The 21126-nt window shown below is 65.2% G+C and carries 16 protein-coding genes and 1 tRNA gene; 2 read left to right on the forward strand and 15 right to left on the reverse strand.

The features are described 5' to 3' along the window. Positions 1–1397 precede the first annotated feature (1397 nt). Entirely contained in the window at positions 1398–2426 is a 1029-nt protein-coding gene (locus Pla175_RS21535; protein WP_145290467.1) for a hypothetical protein, read from the forward strand. Positions 2427–2907: 481 nt separating this feature from the next. Continuing rightward, positions 2908–4929 carry a mucoidy inhibitor MuiA family protein gene (locus tag Pla175_RS21540; RefSeq protein ID WP_145290471.1) on the forward strand — a complete coding sequence of 674 codons (2022 nt, stop codon included), beginning with the start codon at positions 2908–2910 and terminating at the stop codon, positions 4927–4929. Positions 4930–5819: 890 nt separating this feature from the next. Here the strand turns inward: Pla175_RS21540 and Pla175_RS21545 are convergent. From Pla175_RS21545 to Pla175_RS21615, 15 genes are all read right to left on the reverse strand, one after another. Next, a complete protein-coding gene (locus Pla175_RS21545; protein ID WP_145290474.1) occupies positions 5820–6833 on the reverse strand; it encodes a plasmid pRiA4b ORF-3 family protein in 1014 nt (337 codons plus the stop codon). A gap of 351 nt (positions 6834–7184) precedes the next feature. After that, positions 7185–7625: a hypothetical protein gene (locus Pla175_RS21550; RefSeq protein WP_145290477.1), complete on the reverse strand. Its 441-nt coding sequence runs from the start codon at positions 7623–7625 to the stop codon at positions 7185–7187. Positions 7626–7790: 165 nt separating this feature from the next. Then, positions 7791–10040 (reverse strand): DNA polymerase, encoded by a 2250-nt coding sequence (locus Pla175_RS21555; RefSeq protein ID WP_145290481.1) that lies wholly within the window; start codon positions 10038–10040, stop codon positions 7791–7793. Positions 10041–10356: 316 nt separating this feature from the next. After that, positions 10357–11859 (reverse strand): hypothetical protein, encoded by a 1503-nt coding sequence (locus Pla175_RS21560; RefSeq protein ID WP_145290484.1) that lies wholly within the window; start codon positions 11857–11859, stop codon positions 10357–10359. A 1-nt stretch (position 11860) separates the two neighbouring features. Beyond that, a complete protein-coding gene (locus Pla175_RS21565) occupies positions 11861–12223 on the reverse strand; it encodes a hypothetical protein (protein WP_145290487.1) in 363 nt (120 codons plus the stop codon). Further along, on the reverse strand, positions 12210–12980 hold the full coding sequence (locus tag Pla175_RS21570) for a hypothetical protein (protein ID WP_145290490.1): 771 nt from the start codon (positions 12978–12980) through the stop codon (positions 12210–12212). The genes Pla175_RS21565 and Pla175_RS21570 overlap by 14 nt, the downstream gene beginning before the upstream one ends. 174 nt (positions 12981–13154) lie before the next feature. Beyond that, positions 13155–13631, reverse strand: a complete 477-nt coding sequence (locus Pla175_RS21575) for a hypothetical protein (protein ID WP_197527053.1) — start codon at positions 13629–13631, stop codon at positions 13155–13157. A gap of 55 nt (positions 13632–13686) precedes the next feature. Continuing rightward, a complete protein-coding gene (locus Pla175_RS21580; protein ID WP_145290496.1) occupies positions 13687–14121 on the reverse strand; it encodes a hypothetical protein in 435 nt (144 codons plus the stop codon). A gap of 173 nt (positions 14122–14294) precedes the next feature. After that, on the reverse strand, positions 14295–14648 hold the full coding sequence (locus Pla175_RS27210; RefSeq protein WP_145290500.1) for a DUF1580 domain-containing protein: 354 nt from the start codon (positions 14646–14648) through the stop codon (positions 14295–14297). 261 nt (positions 14649–14909) lie between these two features. Continuing rightward, positions 14910–15962 carry an IS630 family transposase gene (locus Pla175_RS21590; RefSeq protein ID WP_197527054.1) on the reverse strand — a complete coding sequence of 351 codons (1053 nt, stop codon included), beginning with the start codon at positions 15960–15962 and terminating at the stop codon, positions 14910–14912. A gap of 571 nt (positions 15963–16533) precedes the next feature. Continuing rightward, a complete protein-coding gene (locus tag Pla175_RS21595) occupies positions 16534–18306 on the reverse strand; it encodes a hypothetical protein (RefSeq protein WP_145290506.1) in 1773 nt (590 codons plus the stop codon). Between the two features lie 93 nt (positions 18307–18399). Beyond that, positions 18400–19575 carry a tyrosine-type recombinase/integrase gene (locus Pla175_RS21600; protein ID WP_145290509.1) on the reverse strand — a complete coding sequence of 392 codons (1176 nt, stop codon included), beginning with the start codon at positions 19573–19575 and terminating at the stop codon, positions 18400–18402. A 125-nt stretch (positions 19576–19700) separates the two neighbouring features. Continuing rightward, positions 19701–19772, reverse strand: a tRNA-Gly gene (locus Pla175_RS21605). 381 nt (positions 19773–20153) lie between these two features. Continuing rightward, positions 20154–20669, reverse strand: coding sequence for a hypothetical protein (locus Pla175_RS21610; RefSeq protein ID WP_145290512.1), 516 nt, complete (start codon positions 20667–20669; stop codon positions 20154–20156). Between the two features lie 122 nt (positions 20670–20791). Next, positions 20792–20983 carry a hypothetical protein gene (locus Pla175_RS21615; protein WP_145290516.1) on the reverse strand — a complete coding sequence of 64 codons (192 nt, stop codon included), beginning with the start codon at positions 20981–20983 and terminating at the stop codon, positions 20792–20794. Between the last annotated feature and the right edge of the window lie 143 nt (positions 20984–21126).

Genomic DNA, 21126 nt, shown 5'->3' on the forward strand with positions numbered 1-21126 from the left:
TGAGCTCTTCGGCAATACCCGCTGGTCCTGGCTCTCACGGTCGAGCCAGGTCTTGAACTGGCAGGGGATCGGCGACGCGTCGAAGCAACGCTCCCCTTGCAGATTCTGCCGCGGGTTGGCTTCGCGTAGCCGCCTTTCGAACTACGACAACCGGGCGATAAAGGACAACGCCGTGTTGGCGCAGACCGGGTCGCTGTCGCACGCCTGATGCCACTCACTGTATCCACTTCAACCCTGGATGACGGCTCAATTCTAGCCCGTGTCCCACGCCCGTCTTCCTCAGTGCATCGCGACTCTACCACCAGCTCGCTGCTTCCCAACGCCTCAATGGCCTGGTCGATCAGCTTGAACAGTTTCGCGATGCGGGCGTCCAGTCGTGCAAATCGCACAGGCGGTTGGTTCCAGTAGTGGGTCATGGAGCAGAGTAAACGCGACATCAGTGTTTCATGGCTGGCTGGTTCGAGGGACGCCCCAGTGTTTCATAGCTTCTGAGACCGACCAACAGCGGCTCGTGACGCGTTGAAAATCTAGAGCACTCGTCGGCAGACTATTGCATTCCGGACGTGACTGACGCCAAATCCAGAAGGCTTCTCCGGTATCCCCGGAATCGCAGTCACACGAAGCGATGCATCAATCAGCGGCGAGTGGCGTCGTACTGGAAGTGCTCCGCGGCTCTCGGCCCCGGCGCCAGAACGCCCGCCAGGGGCCCCCGACACGCCCGCTGTGGCGCAGCCGGGCCCTGGTGGGGCTGGGAGGGCGCTAGGGTGGCCCAACGCGCCTATGCGCGCGCAGCGCGTTCTGGGCGCACATCTCATCGTTGCCCTCCCCTGTTGAGTCAGCGTCGCCCTATTCGGCGAGACTGCCGCCACGCAGCCACCGCGCCCGGTACCGCCATCCTCGCAGCCATCGTCATGCTCATCGGCACGGCCAGCTCCATCGCTACGCCGCCCGCCGATGGCACTCGCAGATCGGCAGCAAGGGAAGGGAGCTGCGGGCGTCGATTTTTCTGTGAGGGAGGCTTCGTTGCGTCAGCAACTTTAGAAGCCTCCCTCTTCTGGTTTCGGGGGTATGGGTCACCGGTGGTACCTGGAACGGGACACTGGTGGTAATTGGTCGCAATGCCATTGGGGGGCGCCAGACTGCCCCGTCACCGCGCCATGGGTGGGAAGGTTCTGGAGCCGTTGTGACCAGCCGCGGGGGATCGAATACGATGTCGGCTAGAGGACCGAGGGAAAGCGATGATCGCCGCCAATGGCCTTACGACCCAGGGGGGGGGCCTTTCGGCTTCCGCTGGCCGCCTAGCTGGCGTCACGGCCCGACATCGACGATCCTAGGACCTTGATCTTCGCACAGTGTTACGCCACGCCAACGCTAGGCGTATGGACAGAAGGCACACTATGGTCGCCGCCGCGAGATGTCGCCGAGTCTCGAGTGTAGTCGCCTGGGTCGTTGCGTCCGCCGGATACGCCATCGGGGCGCCTCTTCCGATCGTCAACGCCGGCTTTGAGGACACGACCGGCTCCGCAGTCCACTTCAACGAGTTCAGCTTTGGCGCCCTGCCTGGCTGGGAGCTCTACGATGACCCCGCGGGGCTGATCGGCGCCGGCGCCAGTGACCCGTTCTATGTCGGAACGCTCGAGCCACAGCCGGCGCCGGGGATGCCGGGCCAGTTCATCAACTTTCCAGCGGGCGCGCCCGAGGGGGTCCGCGTGGCGATCGCCTACAACCGCGCCGGCAGCGACGGGCAGGGCGGGTACGGACTCCAGCAGACACTCGTCGGCACGCCGCTGCAGCCGTATCGGACGTACACCCTGCGCGTCGAGGTCGGCAACATCGCCTCGGGACAGGCCTTGAGCGGAGAGTTCTTCGACCTCAGCGGTTTCCCCGGATACCGTATCGACCTGCTTGCCGGGGGCGCGCCCATCGCGAGCGATATGTCGTTGTTGTCGGGCTCGATTCCCGAGGGGGAGTTCGCCACGAGTACCGTGGTATTCTCTGCGGCGCCGAGCGACCCACGCCTTGGGCTGGATCTGGGGCTCCGCTTGGTGAACCTCAACCAGGTCGATCCGCTGGCCCCCACGGCAGATCTAGAGGTCGACTTCGACAACGTCCGGCTGAGCTTCGCCCCGTCGCTCGACGGCGACTTCAACGTCGATGGCGCCGTGAACGCGGCCGACTACACCGTGTGGCGTGACACACTGGGAAGCGGGTTGATCCTCGCTGCGGATGCGAACGACAACGGCGTCGTGGACATTGAGGACTACTCGGTATGGGCGAGTAACTACGGGATGCCGACCGGCGTGGATTACGTGCAGCTAGACTCGATCGCAACGCCAGAGCCAACCACCGCGTGGCTAGCGGCTGCGGTCTTCGCAGCGGCGTACGCTCGATGGCCTCGTCGATCTGCCCGGACAGCTCCGCGATAGGCGTGTCCCATCTAGCGTGTCGCACCAGCGCCTCGTCCCAGAACGTGACTAGGGAGCAGAGTCGCCGCTGCAACTGTGTTCCTTCGCTAGGTGGTGGTGATTCCGCAGCCGCATGGCAGGACGCCCGCCACAGGCCCCCACGCGCCCGCTGGGGCGCAGTTGGGCCCGTGCGCGACTGGGGAGAGCCCTAAGCCGGCCCAAGGCGCCTACGCGCGCGCAGCGCGTTCTGGGCGCACGTGGCCGAAACGACGCCCACAAGAGCGTGGTGTCATCGAGCAGCTCCTCGCTGCCCTGGTCCACTCACCGCGACCGGCAAGCCCTCGCCGACGACACCGCCTGTAGCCCAGCACGAGGGCTCTGGCTGGTCAGCTCCTTCTCCTGGATTCTTAGGCAGCGGGGGAACTACGATGACCCCCGGAGCGTCTGACGCTGGGGCGACCACTCTACTCGGCTCATCGATTCACTTCCGGAGACTACTTGGATGACGCGAACCCTCACGCTGACCCTGCTGCTGCTCTACGCGTTCGCGCCGAATTGTGCGACCGCCCAGGACGACGAAAAAGTCGACGCCGACCGCCTCACCGACGGAGACGTGACCGAGGTCACCGTCTACCAGGGGCAGGCGCTGGTCACGCGCTCGGTGACGCTGCCGGGGGACCAGACAGGGCTGCAGGAGGTGGTGGTGACCAACCTGCCGGCGTTGATCCTGCCCGAAAGCCTGTACGCCGAGCCGGGCGAGGGCCTGGAGATCCGCTCGGTCCGCTACCGCACCCGGCCAGTGGAGCAGGACGTGCGTGCGGAGGTCCGCGAGCTGGACGAGCAGCTCCAGGAGCTGCGGGACGAGCTCTCGGCGGTCGAGCGGGAGCAGAAGCTGCTGGCCGATCGCACCAAGTACCTGAACAGCCTCGAGGGCTTCACGGCTGGGACCGCCAAGAACGAGCTGGAGCACGGCGTGCTGAACGCCGAGACGCTGACCAGCCTGACCGAGCTGATCTTCTCGCGGCGAGAGCAGGTAGCGGCCGAAGAGTTGGAGCTCGCCAAGTCGCAACGGGGGCTGAACGAAGAGATCAACCTGGCGACCCGCAAACGCCAGAACATCACCAGCGGCTCCGCGACCACGGTCCGCGAGGCGGTGGTGTTTGTCGACGCCCAGGAGGCGGGCGCCTCGCTGCGGCTGCGTTACTTGGTGGCGGGCGCCGGCTGGAGCCCGTCCTACAACCTGCGGGCGGGGGCCGACCGCAAGCAGGTGACGGTGGAGTACAACGCCCAGGTGCAGCAGATGAGCGGCGAGGACTGGACCGACGTCGCGATGACCCTGTCGACCGCCACGCCGTCGCTGGTTGCCGAGCCCCCCAAGCTCGACCCGCTGGCGATCCGCCTGGGAGACAGCCCCGCGAGCGGCGGCCCAAAGGTCGCCGTTGGCGCCGAGGAATACAGCCGCCTCAAGCGGCAGCTCGACGCGAGCCGCGACAGGCTGTCCGATGTTCGCAACCGGCTGGGCGAGTTGAACGCCGCGGTGGAGCAGGCGGCGGAGCCGTCGACAGCGGCGTCGGATGGGTTTGAGGCGCCTGCCTTTGCTGCCGACCTTGATTTGCCGTTTCGACAAGGCTCATTCGACAGGTCTGTCCCACAGCTCGCGCAGTCGTACGGCGGTATGGCTGGGGGCGCCGGCGGCAACGGACAAGGCCCTGGCCAGCAAGCCGCTGGCCGTCCGTTAGACCGATTCGGGTACGGCGCCAACGGCGACGCCGGCCTCAACTACTTCGCCAACGAGTCGCAGATCCTCGACTTCAACGCCCGGGGCATTGTTGGCAAAGCCCAGGGCAGCAGCAGCGTCTCGCAGCCTCCCGCCGAAGGGGTGAGCGTCAGCTACAAGCTAGCGGGACGCACTTCGCTCCCCAGCCGCAGCGACCGGCAGCTGATCCAAATCGCCCGGCTGCCCCTCCAGGGGGACTTCTACCGCCTGGCGACGCCAGTGCTTACCGGCTACGTCTATGAAGAAGCCAAGCTCACCAACACGGGCGACGTGGTGCTGCTTGCCGGCCCCGCCTCGACCTTTTTGGGAGACGAGTTCGTGGGCCGCGGCGCGGTGCCGACCGTGGCCGCGGGAGAGTCGTTCACCGTGGGGCTGGGGATCGACGCCTCGCTCCGCGCCGGCCGCGAGCTGGTGAGCAAGGAAGAAACCATCCAGGGGGGGAACCGGATCGTCGACTTCGTTTACCGCCTCTCCGTCGAAAACTTTGCCGGCGAGGCCGCGGAAGTGCGGCTGGTCGACCGCATCCCCACCGTCGCAGAAGACGACATCAAGATCACCCTGGTCGACCCCGGCAAGAAGCTGGCCGACTACCCCGACCAAGCCGCCGAGCGCAAGCTGGGCCTGCTGCGGTGGGACCTCGAAGCCCCGGCCGGCTCAACCGGCGCCGACAGCGCCGCGGTGGAGTACACGCTGCGGGTGGAGTACGACAAGGAGCTGTCGATCGTCGGGATGCCCGCCAAACGCTAGGCGCCCGCGGCGAGTGCCGCCCATAGGCGCCACCCGAGGCATGCCGGCGTCCATCAGCGAGTGGCGCCGAGTGGCGAGCGGGTTGTGGACTCAACAAGAGGCCGCCAGGGGCCCCCACGCGCCCGCTGGGGCGCACTTGGGCCCAAGGGCGGCTGGGAGGGCGCCTCCGCGGCCCAACGCGCCTACGCGCGCGCAGCGCGTTCAGGGCGCACGTGGCCGCCTCTTGCGTGTAGACGCCAGCAGGGCGCCCCGGTCGCCGACACGCAGTCGCGAAAGCAGGCCGCCCCCTGCGCGGGCGCCCGCACTGCGGACGGTCATCGGATCCAGCCAGTACAGTCGTTGGCGCCACGCACGAAGAACCGAGGGATAAAAAAAGGCCCCCGGCGCCGCCGCGGACCCAGGGGGGCCGTTGGCGGCGGGTAGGGGGCCAGGCGGGTGACGGGGGCGGTGGTAGAGGCTCTGGACGCATGCGGCCCTAGCGGCGGCTTGCCTAGACCCGATGGCGGTCGAGGACTCTGGCGCCCCGCATCTCAGCGACATCTACCTCCTGGGGTCTGAGGCCGCGTTGGGCGCCCTTGTCTGCAGCGGCGGAGTGGAGAGGTTTGCGGGGCAGGGATGGATTGCTTCGGGCGCTGCTGCGGCGCTCCAGGAGGGGCGGGTGGGCGGCTCCACCAAGCCTGCGGACGAAGGCGCCGGCGGGCGTGCAAGCCTCCTGGCAGAAGGAGAGCCGAGCCGACGCGACGAGCCATGGGGGGGGGGCGACGGAGGCTCCCCGTTCACAGCCGCTGAGACCTTCTTCCGCGGTCCATCGCGGGGAGGGTCGGGCCTTAGCAGTCACCCCCCAGCCGTGGCTACAGAGGGATAGCGATACGGGAGGTCCCGTAGCTCCATCAGCGACGGCGGTATTGGCCGGACGCCATTCTCCAGCGGCTGTAACCCACCGACGAGCGTCTTAGCGCGTAGCTCACCCGCTCCTTGCTGAACTTCTCGGGGTCGTAATCGGGCGGGCAGCGCCAGTTTGAGGGCCGCTGTTCGATGGGGAGACGCCAAACCCTCATGAACTCGGCATGGGCGCCGATGTCCTCGTAGCGCCCATGGGGAGCGTCGAGTTCACCGGCCACACACCGGGGGTAGACCGCCCTCCGGTCAATGGTGGTTGTCCCCCCGAACCACACATCATGGCGTGCCGTACGGAAGGGCCCCGGCGAAAAGAACCATTCCTTAGCGTGGGGCGAGAGCCGGACGAGCTGGCCAATCTTTACCTGCGACTCGTCCCGATAGCCCTGGTAGAAACGCAGGTCGTAGCCCCAGCTATCAAACCGACAATCCTCTACGTAGGTTTGGCCATCGACCTCGATCTGATGGCCGGATAGGTGACAACGGAAGATCGCCTCCGCGAAGAACTCGGCGAGCTTCCCCAGGGTGCAATCCTTCACCTGGATCCGGCGCCAGATCGTAGGGAAATCGCCCCGCAACATGATCGTGAACTGGTAGATTTTTTCCCGCTCCCACTCGGCGTCCAACTTCGAGACAGCCGCCCGGTCTCCACGTTCTTGCGCATCACTGAGCGAGATCAGATCCTCCAACGTGTTGATGACCGCGGACAGGACGCCTGAGGGCCTCGCCCGCCATTGATCGGGGACTCCACGCTCCTCCTCCTCCGGGTTAGTGGCGATCTCATACGACAGTTCATAAAGATGCTCGAGTTCATCGCGGGTGATGCCCGTCGTGTGCAGACCCTCTCCTTCCACCATCAGGCGGCGAGCGAGGCGGGGGTCGAGGGACGGGTAAGTTAGGAGGGTCTCCCTGTGCCGGCCCGGTAGACGCAGCGGGAGGATCAGCTGACCGCGCCTCTTCGCCTGGGGAGGGTGGAAAGGTTCCTTCGTGCGGGTCTTGCGTGGCATGGTTTTTGGCCTCCTATCTGACACCTGGGTACTAAGAAACTGAAACAAGGACGGCGAGAGACTGGAGACGCTGCCTGCGGCGCCCCCGCCGACACGGTCCCGTTGAACAGACGTGGGCCCCGCTTAACCGCCTACGACACCGCCAACGCGTGGCGCCCGCCGCTGGGCTGGAGGGCTGGGTCACGGTCCAGCCGGACGCAGATCGGACGTGTGCAGGCGCACCGCAATCGTCAACGCTTGGGAGAGGAGAACGGCGAGCGGTACTTGTCCCCGCCCGCCGTTCCTCAACCCCCTCACACCCCCGGTTGTCGGTTGGGCCGCGTCCCGGGGGAGATCCACCTCACTCCGGCCCTACGCGTCGCTGGCCGACGCGAACACCTCGTCACACACGCCTTCGAGGGCGCTCGCCAGCTCGTTCATCTCGTCCTCCCGGTCAGGCGAGGTCAGCTCGTCGAGCCACCCCTCCTCGCAGGTGAAGACCAGCACCACTGCGGCCTCCCGGTCGGGAACGTCGTTCGGGTAGACGCCGCGCCCCACCTGAACAAGGGCCTCCCACCGGGCCTCCTCCACGACCGTGCGGAGCTTCTCGTCGCGGTCCTCGGCCGGGTCCTCGCAGTAGAGGTAGACGAGCTTCTCCTCCAGGTGGGCCCCCACGAACCACGAGCGCTTGGAGCCCATCCGGAAGAAAACCCCCGCGAGAACCGCCGCGACGACGTTGAGGATGGTTACCGGCGGCTTGTTCCGTTCCTCTTCCAAGCGGGCGAGGCGACGGTCTTTTTGTTGTTGGATCACTTTACACCTTTGAAGTAGTTTGAAATCAAATAGGTAAACACATCACACGCGACAACCACGTCGCGGCCACTCGCCTCAGTGCGCGTCGGCACGGCGGCGGGCGGGCCCTGTAGGCAGGGGGGGGCACGATGCGTGCCCTCTCATGCGTGGTCAGTGCACGAGCCATTACGCGGCCTCCTCTGTGGGCGGACTCCAGGCCACACGGCGTCCCTGGGCGTCCAGGATCGGCTTGGCCTCCTTGTGCCAGCACGTCGAGACCGCGGACTCCACGCCGATGCGAACCCCGGGCACAACCTCTGACATCGCGTCGATCATCTGCGTGCGGACGATCGCCTCGTGCCACGCGAGGTTGGAGTCTTCGGGGACTTCGACGATGATCTCGTCGTGGATGAAGTTCGCGATCCGGTACCCCGCCCGCCACAGCCGCCACAGGGCCTGCTTGGCCCCGTCGGCGGCGAGGCCTTGGAAGATCGTGTTGTGGCGTGCCGTGAAGTTCGAATTCGCACGCAGGCGACCGGTGAGGGTGAAAACACCCAAGCGGTCGAACGCGTGCATGACGGCCTTCTGGAGCTGGGGAGAGGGGCGACGCAGCCGCACGTCCTGGTGAAACTTGGCGGGGAGGTGGTCGATCCCAGACTGCAGTCGCGACCAGAGGTAGTCGCACGCCTGCTCCGAGTAGGGTTCTCCGTTTCCCTTTGCCGGCTCGGGTACCTTGATCGCCTTGAGCAGCATGCGAGACACCGTAGGCTCGGGGCGGTAGGGGTCCGAGCCGTCGATCGGCCTCCGCGGCTGCCGCCCCAGAGCCTCGTTGTAAGCCCCCCAGCTAAGCCCCAGCTTCTCGGCCATACACCGGATGGCGTGGTCCTCACGCGCAAGGAACGTTTTCATCTCCGGGAACTGCTCAAACCAATCCTCCCGCATCGCGTCCGCTTCCTCCTCGGTGAGCGACGCTCCGAACGAAGCAGCGGCGTAGCCCCGCAGCCCACGGGCGCCCATGCCGCCCGGGACGCCGAAGTTGATCGCTTTGGCCTTACCCCGCTCCTCCCCGGAGACCTGTTCTGCAGGCTTGCCGTAGAATGTCGCAGCCATCGTGCGGTGCAAATCGACCCCCGCGTTGATCAGCCGCTTCATCTCGGACGTCTCACCAAACTGGGCCTCGACAGCGAGGGCAAGCGTCCCCAATTCGATCGTCGAGTAGTCCGCGTCGATGAACACGTTTCCGGGGTGCGGCGTGAAGCAGGAACGCACACGGGGGTCGCGGGGCAGGTTCTGCGCGTTGAGCTCGCCGAAGGAGCTGGTGCGCCCTGTGGTGAGCAGCGGCTGGAAGCTGGGGTGGACGTCCTCGCGGAAGAGCTTGTCTACAAACGATCCCAGCAGCTTTTCGCACTGCTTGAACCCCAGCAGGTCGTCCACAAAGGGCTCGATGCCACGGAGCTGCTCCAACGCGTCCTTCGACGCGCGAAACTCCTGCTTCTTCTCGGTCCTCTCCAGCGACAGCTCTGGGTGGCGACGCTGGATGTCACGGAGGATGCCCTGGAGCGCCTTGTTGCACTTGGGCTCGCCCGCGAGGTAACCCTGCTTCCGTAGCCTCTCCCGCAGCTCTGCCTGGCGGGACCCGAGGGCGTCCTTCAGGTTGCGGCGCCCCACCGCGTCGATGTGCAGCCCATTGGCCGTGATCTCACGCAGCACGATCGACGCCTTGAGCTGGAGGTGGTGCGTCAGCGGGCCGTAACGCTGCTGAGCGTCCGCGAGCCACTGCGCATCGACGTAGCCCCATTGGTCCGCGGCGCTGTTGAGCAAGGTGTCGGTGCGGCGGCGAAGCTCCTGATGGACGGCAAGCGTGGCGAGCGTGTCGCGGGCCAAGTACTCCAGGTACTGGCGGGGGATCTCGCCGGCGGGGCGGTGGAGGTACTGGCCGAAGTTCAGCCGCACCGCGTCGCCCGACGCGTCTGCGGCGTCTTTGTCGAGCGTGAGTCCGAGGTACTCCTGGCAGCACGTCGCGAGCGTTGATAGCCCCTTGCCGTTGGCGGCGTGCCCCTCCCTGCCCAGCTTCAGCAGCTTGTGCTGGAGCATGGTGTCCCAGACCTGCCCACGTTCGACCAAGCGGTAGATGTCGAGCTGGGGGGCAACCTTGTGGATCACCGCCAAGTCGAACGCGGCGTTGTGCATCACGAACTGGCAGCCGCGGTGGTCCCGCAGGAAAGAGCCAAGCGTCTTAGGGGTGAGGAAGTACCCCCGCTGCCCGTCCGTGGCGGCGGCCAGCACCAGCTCGGGCGCCTCCCAGTGCCGCACGTCGTCGATGAGCGTTGTTTCGGTGTCGAGGGCGATTACATCGCCGAGCGCCTTGCCCAGAGAGGGCTTCCACGGCGAGAAGGAAACTGGGTCGTGCTGGGGGGATAGGCTGACTTCAAGCATCTCTTAGTGTCCTTCTGGCGTTAACCTGTTAACCCCTGTTCACGTAGATACGCACAGGGTTAACAGGGGTTAAGTTGTGCGCTATCAATGACTTACGTCCCGATAATTAACCTATTAACCTGTTTGACCCTCCCCGGCCTATATGTATGCGAAGCGTACACGCGTGATGTAAACACACACTTACACGCGGGGGAGGTAGAAAAAGGTTAATAGGTTAATTCCTTCGTTCTAAACCACTCTCTCATAAAGGCTTGCGGCGATTAACCTGCCTCCGGGGGAGGTTAATCGAGGTTAACGGGTTAACAAACAATCCGCTTCATTCGTCGTCTTCACCCCAGCTGAGCCCGTTCCCACTGCCTGTGGCGGCCGAAGGCGCCTCCGTCCCTGCAGGGTTGGGGCTGGGAGCGGCAGCGTCGTCGGTCTCCGGCGCCAACAAGGTCACGTCTTGCGCGGTTGCCCGCGCCTCGCGCGGCGTACCAGCCTGGGGGCCGGCGGCCTCTGCGGCGGGGAGTGCTATCTCGAACAGATAGAGCTTCGAGTTCGAAGGCCCCTGGACCCGCCGGAGCGTCGCCTGGAAAGGCCCTTCGGCGCCCTGGCAAGGGATGGGCCGCTCGACAAACTCGCTGAAGAACTGCCCGATGCGGGTGCTCTTGGCCTTGAGGTTGGCCTTCTGGCTGAGGTCTCTCTCCAGGACACCCGCCTGCGCGAACACGGTCACCCAGTCGCTTGGTCGCTGGCCGCACGGGCCCCCGTCCCCGGCGCCCCGGTAGAAGCCGGCCCTCTGCTGGGACACGACCCATTCCGCGAGGCCAGCAATCTCTTGCATCGCTGCGTCGACCGCGGTGATGGCTTCCCCTTGATTCGACAAGAAGCCCTCCAGGCCGCAGGCCTGCAGCATCCCGCCAACCTGCCTCGACCAGGCGATCATGCGATGGTTTGGGGGCGCTAGCGGGCGGCCCTGCTGCTTCCACCACTCGACCATCCCGTAGAGCTCGGCCAGCAGCTCGTCTTGGAACTCGATCGCGTACGCGACCGGGCAGTCGTGGCGGAACGAGCGGTCGGTTGTGGCGCCTTCGTGCAGCAGGTTGATGACCACCGCACGCGACGCCAGGTCGGCGGTGAGCAGCGCCCCGTTGGCGGTCAGCAGCCACAGGAACGTGTTGGGAGTCTCGAACATCTGGTTGCCCCCCAGCCGGCGGTCACAGTAGACCGGCGACACCGACTGGGACTCCAGGAACGGGCTCCCCACCTCGCGGCCGCTTGCTTCGCGGCTGTTGTCCAGGATCAAGATCGATGAGCCGCCCTTGAGCAGGCGGGCGGTGATATGTTTGCGTTGCTCTTCTTCGTCCGGGAGCATCGCGACTAGTTTCGGGTCCTCGCCGTCGCAGATGGCGCCGACCGTGCGCGCAAGCAGCGTCTTGCCGACCCCTTTCTGGTTGGCGAGGATGGCCGCGATCGGCTTGCCAACTGCGGCGAACAAGTGTCCCAGAAGGGCCGTCAGCAGCACTCCAATGAAGTTGACGAGGTCGATCCGGGACGCGAACGGCACGTCCTCCAGCAGGTCCGCGAGCCGCGTCGGGAGCCCCGCGAAGATCGAGCCCGCGGCGCAGGCGGGCTCAAACAGGGCCGGTGCAATCGGCACGCCGTGGATGAGCGTCTCTTGCTCCGCGTAATAGCCCGGCCCGCGCAGTTCAAAGTCAGGGCCGTACAGCGGCCTGCGGGCGTACACCTTGATCTTCGGCAGCGCCTCCTGCGTCTGCTCGTCGGCGAACACCAGTCCCACGAGGTCTTTGGTTGGCGCAAAGGTTGTGTCAGCCACGTTACTCCTCCTTTTGGGATTGCTTCATGTAGAACAAATTGCTCAGCGTTGCGGCCGCGTCCTTAGTTGGAGCGCCGTCGGACGTCAGCGGAATCAGGTCGAGCCGCTCGCCGATCCGCCGCTCGTAGAAGAGCTCGCCGTTCCAGTGAAAGACTTGATGCGAGTCGACCAGGACCTGGCGGATTTCGCCGAGGACAACCGAATGGTGTTTCAAGAAGACGCCGGTCTTGGTCATCCCTTCGATCTCGGAGACGCTGCGCGCCCCCGGCGCGGGCAGACGGGCGAAGGCGCTCCGCGCCGCCGCGAAGTTCCGCGCGAACTGAGCGGCGGCACCGTTCCTAGTGGCGGGGCTATTCCGGGGCATCGACGAGCGCCTCCGAAACAAACGTCTCGATCGAAACCGTGCCGCACGTCTTGTAGCAGCGGCCGCGGTGATCGAGCACGGCAAGAGACGAGCCCTCCGCCCGGCAGCAGGGGCACGGCTCCAGGCGGTCCGAGCCGGTCCAGAGCTGGACGAGCGATTTGAACGGCGAGGCGTTCAGCTCGTCGCGAAACGCCTCGATCTCGCCCGCGGTGCACGGCGCGCCGGGGGCAAGCTGCACAACTCGCGCGCCGTTCTTGCTATTGATCGCGCCCACCGGCCGGGTCATCGCCGTGATCCCCGGCGCCCGCGGGTCCGACGGCAGGGCATACTGAACGATCTGGGTCGTGATCGCCCAGCGGTCCCGCTCGTCGTCGGAGAAGAACTCGATCGGCTCGTCGAGCCACAGCAGCGCATGGAGTCCGCCGCCCGACATGCGGACCTCGGCCTTTTTGAGGAGGCTGTGCCGGGCAAGCAATGGTTTAAAGACCTGCGCGTAGAACGCGAACGGGTCGTCGCCCACCGTCTCAAAGAGCCCGCCGGACTTGATCAGCTTGAGATCGATGTCGAGCATCAAGCCGCGGCTCGACGTGATCCGCTCGGCGCCGACCGCGATCTCGTGCGCCGCGCCGATCGCTCCGCCGTTGTAGAGCGCCTCCCGCTGGTCGAACTTGCCGGCGTCGGGGTCGGCTTTCGCTGAGCTCTGCTTGGTGCGGCGGGCGGTTTTGGGTACAATAGGGGTTGTTGTGGCCTTGGCCATGATGATCTGTCCTGTTTGTTGGTGATGCTTCGAACTGGACTCTCGACGCCGTCCCGGCCTTGCGGCCGGGCGGCGTCACTGTCACACACTCTCTCTTCCTCCGGGTTGCTTGGGGGCGAGGGTCCTTCTTGATGAATCACGCGTCGCGGCGCCTGGGCGCCTCAACTTTGCGGGCTACGCCTGACGCTTACGTTCAAGCAGCCCTGGCTCCGGCGTGTTCCAAAAGGCGTGAGAGAACGCCAACGCAATGGTTGGGTCTGCGCGGCCCTGAAACACGGCTTGGACCCTGCGCGCCAGAAGAACGAACGTCTGCGCGTCCGGCGTCTGCCGGTAGAGGACAGCGAGCTCCGCGACGAAGTCACGATCGGCGGGCCCGGGCTCAGTGTCTTCCTGACGGACCTCGCGATCGTCAGCGCCTGCCCCCTCGCGCTCCAGTGCCAACACCACGTCACGGACGGCGGCCGTGTACTCGGCGCAATGCCTATCGTCGTCCCACTCGGGCATCACTGCCGGATGCAGCATCGCTTTGAGGAACACATTGAAATCTCGCTGCGACAACCCGTGCCTCTTGTCGGGACGCTTGAGTTCCGCCTCGCTCTTGCTCTCTTCCGGGGGCTGGACTTCGTTGACTTTGGACATGATCGACTCCATAGGGTTGAGTGGTGGAAAAGGAGGGCCGCCGGATCAAACGCCGGCGGCCCTGTCGCTAATTGGCGTAGGGGCCGTCTTCGCTGAGGGTCGCCGCGGCCCACATCGCCGAGCGCAGGAAGTGCCGGAGGAGCTTGAGCTGGGCCTCGGGGCCCGCCGCGTTCTGTACGATCTCGATAAGCAGATGGCGCGGGTTGCGCTCGGGCGGCACGGAGACCCCATCTTGCGCAGAGCCCTCTTCCGCGAGGGGCTCGGTCGGGTCGCCCAACTCTGCGTCGACGACATCCTTGGCGGCCGCCGTTGCGATCGCCAGCAAGAGCGCATCATTCTTCGCAGAGACGCCACACGCGTTGAGAAGGCCGGTCACAAAGTCACGAACCTCCTGCCCGACCAACATCGCCTTGAACCAGGGCTCTTTGGTTGTTACTAGCGTCTCGGCGCGCGCTTCCGGCGACGGGTCTGCATTCGGATAGCGGCAAGAGCTTACGATCATCTTCTTCTCCTGTGAGTAGTGGGTGGGCGTTAGGAGCCCGAAAGGGTTGCACGGCCCGCGGCGAAGGCCGTTCACGTTCTGGCTAGGCGCATTCGGACAGACCTGCTTCGTCATTTGGCCTAGCCGGTCAGACGAAGCCGTAACTAAAGGTTCCGGTGGATTGGTGGGCGACACTAAAGCCCCTCTCGATCGAGTTCGCGCTCGGCGGCCTCAACGCGGTGGTTGTGCTCGGGTTCGCGGTCGCACCCAGTGATGGGCGATGGGGCCTTGTCCGCGGAAGGAATAGCCGAACCAAGGCCGACCGTGATCGCCTCCCCCATCGCCGCGTTCGTGGCATATAGCCAGCGCAGTACGGCGTCTCGAGAACACACTCGCCGTCCCGCAAATTTAAGCGTGGGCAAGGGAATTCCAGCGATCCCGCGGAGGCGCCACCTGTGGCAACTAGCGCTGGAAGGTCGGCGGCCAGTGGCCTGCTCGACCGCTTCAGGGACGGGGAGCAGAGGCTCCCCGGGGGCTACGTGCAACATCGTTTGGTCCGGCTTGGGTCAGTTTGTGATCAACTAACCCAGAGCGTAATCGGACGCACGGAACTCCCACGGAACCTCAGACGGAATTTATAATTCCGTCTAATGCCCGAGCAGGTATCTGTGTCGGAACACAGACCTTCGGCGATGCTGCAGCCGTTGAGCGGGCCACTGAGTGCAGGACGCCCAGCTAGGACTAGAGAGCTCGCCCGTCTCCGTGAGCAGCCGAACATATCTATCGATTGAGGCACCTTAATACGCTTTCTATTTTGAAGTAGCGCGATCGAGGTAGGGAGCTGCGCAGACCGAACGGACGAGGTCCTGGTCGAGGACGGCGACGCGCCATGCGGCCATGGCGGCCGCTTCGAGGGCGTCGTAGTCGGCGTAGGCGCGGTTGCTCCAGAAGTGGCTCTTGAGGTAGTGCCAGAGGTTCTCGATCGGGTTGAGCTCGGGGCTGTAGGGGGGCAGCTTCACCAGCGTCACGTTCTCCGGCACACGCAGCGCGCTGCTGGTGTGGAAGCCTGCGCCGTCCCAGATCATCACGGCGTGCTCTCCCTCGGGGATGGTCTTGGCGAACAGCTCCAAGAATGAGTTGACGATCTGCGTGTTCAACTGCGGGCTGAGGAGCCCCTCGGCGTTCCCAGTCTCGGGGCACACGGCGCCGATGACCCACAGGTACTCGTACTCGGTCTGACGCACCGCCGTTGGCCGTGAGCCCTTCTCGGCCCAGACGTTGGTGTTGGTCCCCTGCTGGCCGAACCGCGACTCGTCCTGGAAGTAGACCCGCAGCCGCTTGCCCGGGTGCTCCGCGGCGATCTTGTCGAGGCGCTCAGGCCACGCTTGCTTGAACGCTTCGACCTGCGCCGGATCTGCCTTGCGATGCCGCGGCCGAGGACGCAGGCAGCTGTACCCCAAGCGGTGCAGCAGCCCATAGACCGACGGCAGCGACCGGAGCAGGTTGAACTCTGCCGCCAAGATCCGCTGAAAGTCCTTGCCGCGCAGCGTGCAGACCTCGTCCCCTTCGACCGGCCCGGCTTCAATCCGCTGGCGGAACGCGGCCTCTTGCTCGGCGTCGATCGGCAGCCGCGGCTCGCGCCCCCGCCGATCGTCGAGGCCCGCCAGGCCCTCGGCGTTGTAGCGGGCGGCCCACCGCTGGCAGATGCGACGCGACAGCCCCACCGCCGTGGCGATCGCCGGGGCGGTCCAGCCCTCCAAACCAAGCAGCACGATCCGCAGCCGCTGGAACCGGCCGATGTCCTTCTCTGCCCGCGCTAGGCGCCGCAGCTCCTCAATCGGGAGATGGTCCTTGATCCGCATCGCGACCTCCATGCTAAAGGGGATCGCCGCAGTATGATGGGTAAAATGGGAGGGCGCAATAGAAGGCGCGCTAGTTCAGATTAGAAAGCGTATAAGCCGATGTTTTCGGCGTACCCGAACAGCACGCAGATAAACAGGCCGACATCACTCCTGGGATTTGAGTCTTCGGCTGAAGAGTTGATGCGCGCTATTCGCAAGTCTGATCCGTGAGACTCGCGCTTGGACGACAGCGACAACCGCGTGCTACGCTGCGACTTGAAGAGAGCGAAATGCAATCTCCTTGGCCGACGTTGGCGATAGCCATCCGAAACGAAACCCTCTGGCCATGATCAACTCGCCAGGCCCATGCTCAGCGATGTTGAGTGGCCGGTCCGGCCGGTGCTGGCTTCGCGGTTGCTGGGGCGATTACGACTTCAAAACCGTGCCCGGAAGTACGCGCGAGGATTTTAGTGAAACGGCAGCCGGTCCCCTGGTTTCGACCGTCCGTCCAGAGAGAGAGATAGAGTCGACGCGACCAAAGGCTCGGACCGATCGACTTGAAGGTGACCCGACGCCGGCACCAGTTTAATTGCTACTCGGTAGAGATCGCAGGCTGCTCTGTCTCAAGTAGGATCATTTGACGGGGGCCGCCGCGCTCGCCCGGCGCGACCTTCAACGGGACTTTATGTTTACGGAAGTACTCATTGAGAAGGTTTCCTTGTTTGTAAATAGTCCCGTCCTCCACATTCTCGTTATGGCCCCAACACGCTTTTGCCAGGTCAGCGTAGTCCACTGGTTTGCCATCCGCAGCGAATAGCAGGCGGGCGACCTTCGCTTGCATCGGTTGCATTGTCACTTCAACGATTTTGCCATTCCAAACCCACTGATTCAAACCCAGCGGCCCCTCCGGATATCGGCGGGCCGTGGCGGCGGCCTGGTCCGAGCTTGCCTGAAGGCTGTCCAGGGCGGTCGTCGTCATCTTTTCGATTGCGACCGGCAGGGCCTCTTCGATGATCGACGCTACTCGCGGATCGACGCGCACGCAGACCGTGACCTCGACAGAATCGTCCAGCCAGATTCTCACCCGTTGGGGGATCTCCTGCAAGTATCCATCGACTTCTTCTTGGGCCGCGATGAGGTCGTCGCAGAAGCAGTCCAGCTCTTTACGAAGTTCCTCAACGCGCTGCGCCACCAGGGCGGCCGCAAAATACCCCCTCCAGTTCACGGCGAACCCCGGCTGCGGTAGAGCGTCGGTCGAGGGTCCCTTCAGGCACTGCGGGGCTCGGCGCGCCACAGAGTCCCATGTGCCAAAGCGGCACTCGCACTCCATCTGACTAACCACACGCACCAGGTTGCTCAAGCCCCCAGGGTTGCTCTTCTTGGAGTACTGGGGTGTGCCGCACCCCGCCGCGTCACCCCCGACGTAGCGGCGGTCGAATGCCAGCAGGTAGTCGATGTCGCTGCGATCAAACTCCTCGCCGAGCCGGCTCAAGCAGCCCCCGAGCAGATCCGCTCCCCTTCCAGGCGTGCTTAATGCTTTTGCCAAGTCGGCAAGCACTTGCAGGCGTACTTTGAAGAACTGGGGCCTAAATTGCTCGATGCCCACTACATCGGCCATACACAGAAAACGGTGCGGGTCGGCGTCTTCCATATGGCACTGCGCCAGTACCTTTTGGCCTGCAGGCCAATCTGGGCCCTCTGCCGACTCGCCCGCGGCGTTCTCTCGAGCCTGGCCGTGAAAGAGCCCGCTCCCGATCGGAAGCGTCTGGTTGACGATGACCCAACGGTACCACTTGTAGGGGCTGGGACCCAACGGATACCCCACGCCTGGACCCAGGCGTGGGGGGTAAAGCGGAGACGAGACGCGGGCGTCATAGAGTCGACCCAGCTCCTCGTGGAGGAGGCAAAGCCCGGGGAACATCTCGGGCGGCAGACCGGTGCCCAGGAGTGCTTCTTCATGCAAGACCTGGAAGTCGTGAAAGTCTTGGATCTGTTTGGCAAGCTCGTCGATCTGTAACACGGGCAATCGCCCATCAACGAGCTGATCGATGATCCCAACCCGCCGGTACATCTGATCCAAGTCCGACGCGGCGAACTCCTCGAGCAACTGCTCGGCGCGGGTCCCTAGCTCGGATTGGTGGGCGTCGCCGTCGTGGCTGAAGGCTGCTCGCAAGGCGTCCTCGAGCAAATCTTGGTAGCGCTGCTTGGCTTCTTCGCTGGCGTGGATTCGCGCGCAGTGCCCGATGATTTTGTCTAAGCAGCGGCCGACGAGATCGGCATCGACCCCCCACCAGGCGGCGACCGATTCGGCCGTTGCCGAGCCTGCATTGAGGGGCGAGCTGTTCTCGGGGCTGGGGCCGCTCATGGCTGCTCGTGTCGCTTGGGTTCCGGTGTAATCATCGTGCCGCCGATGCGGACAGCTAGCCTGCCGCTCGCGGCGCCGTGGCGGAGCTGCTGGCTAGCCGATCTCACGCGCCACCTCGATCGCCCGCCGACGGTCCTTCTCGGCGTAGAGCTGCGTCGTCCCCACCTGGCTGTGTCCCAGCAGTGTCTTGGCGGCGTCCAGGTCATAGTCCCGGCGCACGCGCGTAGCAACTAAGTGTCGCAGCTGGTTGGGGCTCCAACGCTCGACGCCCGCCAGCTCCGCTGCACGTGCGATCGCACGCCCGTAGCTTTGCGTCGTGTAGCACGGCTTGGGAGGCCGCTTGGGCTTGGGGGTGTACTTCGAACCGGCGCGGTTGCCGCAGGAGAGGGGCGTCTTGCGTTCCGCGGCGCGGCGAAGCCGCATCTCGTTGACCGAGGCGGCGGGCGAGAAGACGTACCCTTCTTCGGCTCCCTCGAGGAAGGGAAGAAGGACCGCCTGGGACTTCGGGCCGAAGTAGAGCGTGCGGTCGCGGTCGTGATGGGCGGTCTTGTGATCAACAAGCCTAGCCTCCCAGACCTCGGTCGAACGGTCGATGTCCGTCGTGCGGAGCATGCAGACCTCACCCGGGCGGGCGCCGGTGAGCATCTGGAGGCGGACCATCGCGGATACCACGCTCGTGAGGTGAGGCAGGGTCTGATCGACTACCGAGGCGTCAGCCGCATGCACCGGCGCGCTCTCGTGGGCGCCGGAGCGGCCCCTGCGAAGCCCCGGGATCAACGACAGGGTCTGGGGGGTGGCGGGCGGGATGTGCCCCTCCGACGCGGCCCAGCGGAAGAAGCGGCACAGGCGCTTCATCAACGCGTTGATGTAGGTCCGGGCGAGGCCCTCGGCGATCAGCTTCTCTCGGATCGCCTTGAACTGGGCCGGCCCGAACTCGGCCGGGCTGGTCCGGCCGTACAATTCGCGGAGCAGCCGCAGCGGCCGCTTCATGTTGGTGAACTCGCCGCGGTTCCCGGCGCCGTAGTACGGCTTGGCGAACCGGAGGTAGGCAGCGATCAGCTCGACCATGGTTAGCCGATCCGCCGGGGCGCCGAAGGAGGGAGACCGACCGGCGGCCAGCCACTCGTGGACCACGCGGTCGTACTCGAGCTTGCTGACCTTCGTGCCGTGCGGCCCGAGGTAATAGTCCTTGCCGGCGAGGGTGACGATGGCCTGACCACTGGCGCGGTGCTTACGGTACTTCGGGACGCCAACGCTAAGACGGGGCATGTGCAGGTCTCCCAGATTACGCAGAGTGCAAAACGGTACGTACCGTTTTGCGCCCTCGGGAAACGCCGCACTGCCGAGAATTGGCAGGTATCACAAGTGCTTGATTCGGCGGGATTTACGTCAAGAGCGGGCGATGGGATTCGAACCCACGACTTCCAGCTTGGGAAGCTAGCACTCTACCACTGAGTTACGCCCGCAGCCGCTTCCTGAGGAAGCGTCTTGGTGAAGCGTAGCCTAGCCGGCCGCGCGTTGGCAAGCGCCAATCGCGCGGCGGCCGGCTCGTTCTGCCACACCGCAACCACCGCTACCAAGAGGTGCGTTTGTTGCGGCGTTTGTGGATTCCTCCCATTGGCCCCGCGGTCCGCTTCCTGCGCCCGTTCGATGGCCGCTTCGAGGCCCGCCCCGGCACGGAACGCTTTGCGCTCCCTACTGGCAGCGATTCTCGCACCGGCGGATCAAGCCTACGGAGCGCGTCGTCGTCCAACGGCTCCTGACTTTCCAATGGCATGGTTTTCTCCCTTCGAAGATCTCTACGGTTTCCCCCTCCCCCCGGGCCTTCGATCGCGTGGCGGGAGCGGCTACCACGAAGCGGCGGTTTCGCTGGCGAGACGACCCGCGTCTACGCGAGCGACCTTCCGCACGGCTGCTTTTGCGTCGCGGCAGATTGACGGCAAATCGCAGCCTTCAACAACACCCGGCAGGCAAGCCCATACGCCCAGGCAACGGGCCCACAACTCGCCTTCCGAATCTCCGTCCGCGACGCACACGGCCACCAACACTCGGTCGCCATGCAGCGCGCGGATCAACGCCCCGATCGCGTCGCGGTCGACGCCATCGATGCGGCCCTCGACGGGGGGACCCGCCTCGGCGACATCGATCAGCGCAAACGCCGCACGCCTCAGTCGCGACTGCCGAACGGCCTCTTCGGCGGATCGGCACGAAACAACCTCCCAGCCGGCCTCGGAAGCCGACCGCATCAGGAAGCGCCGCTGACGTTCGCTGCGCGCAACGATCAAGCAGCGCATGGTCGCCGTAGCGATGGCCGCAATAGGCGACGCCCGCGGCTCCGACGCCGCGTAAGTTTCTACGGGCATAGTCGCCCTCCGCTAGGTAAAGTTGCGCCCCGTTTGCTGGGGTCGGACGAGCTGCTTGCGCATGGAGTCATCGGCGAGCGAGACGCCCGACATGCAGAAAACGCAAGCCACCCGGTCACCGACTACCAAGACATCTTGCGGCGGCGACGACGGTGGATGCCGTTGATCGACTGAGGCGTCTTTCCACGACGCCGACCCTGCACCGGCCGGTTGTCGGCGGCGTTCGCCCGGTTGCGTGTGCCGTAGTTGAAAGAGGAAGAGTCGTCGCTATCGGCCGAACCGTTACCGAAACCCTGCCGCTGTTCGCTAGCCATTTTGCGTCTCCATCTGCTTGAGGAACTTGCAGGCCGGCGGGGACTCCCCGGTCCCGTGGTCGCCGAGCGCATCTACAAACGCCGTTGCCTGCTCCGTGCCTCTGCTTAAGCGAGCGGCGTGCCAGAGCCTTGACTAGCGAAGA

The organism is Pirellulimonas nuda (assembly GCF_007750855.1).
Classification (GTDB): Bacteria; Planctomycetota; Planctomycetia; order Pirellulales; family Lacipirellulaceae; genus Pirellulimonas; species Pirellulimonas nuda.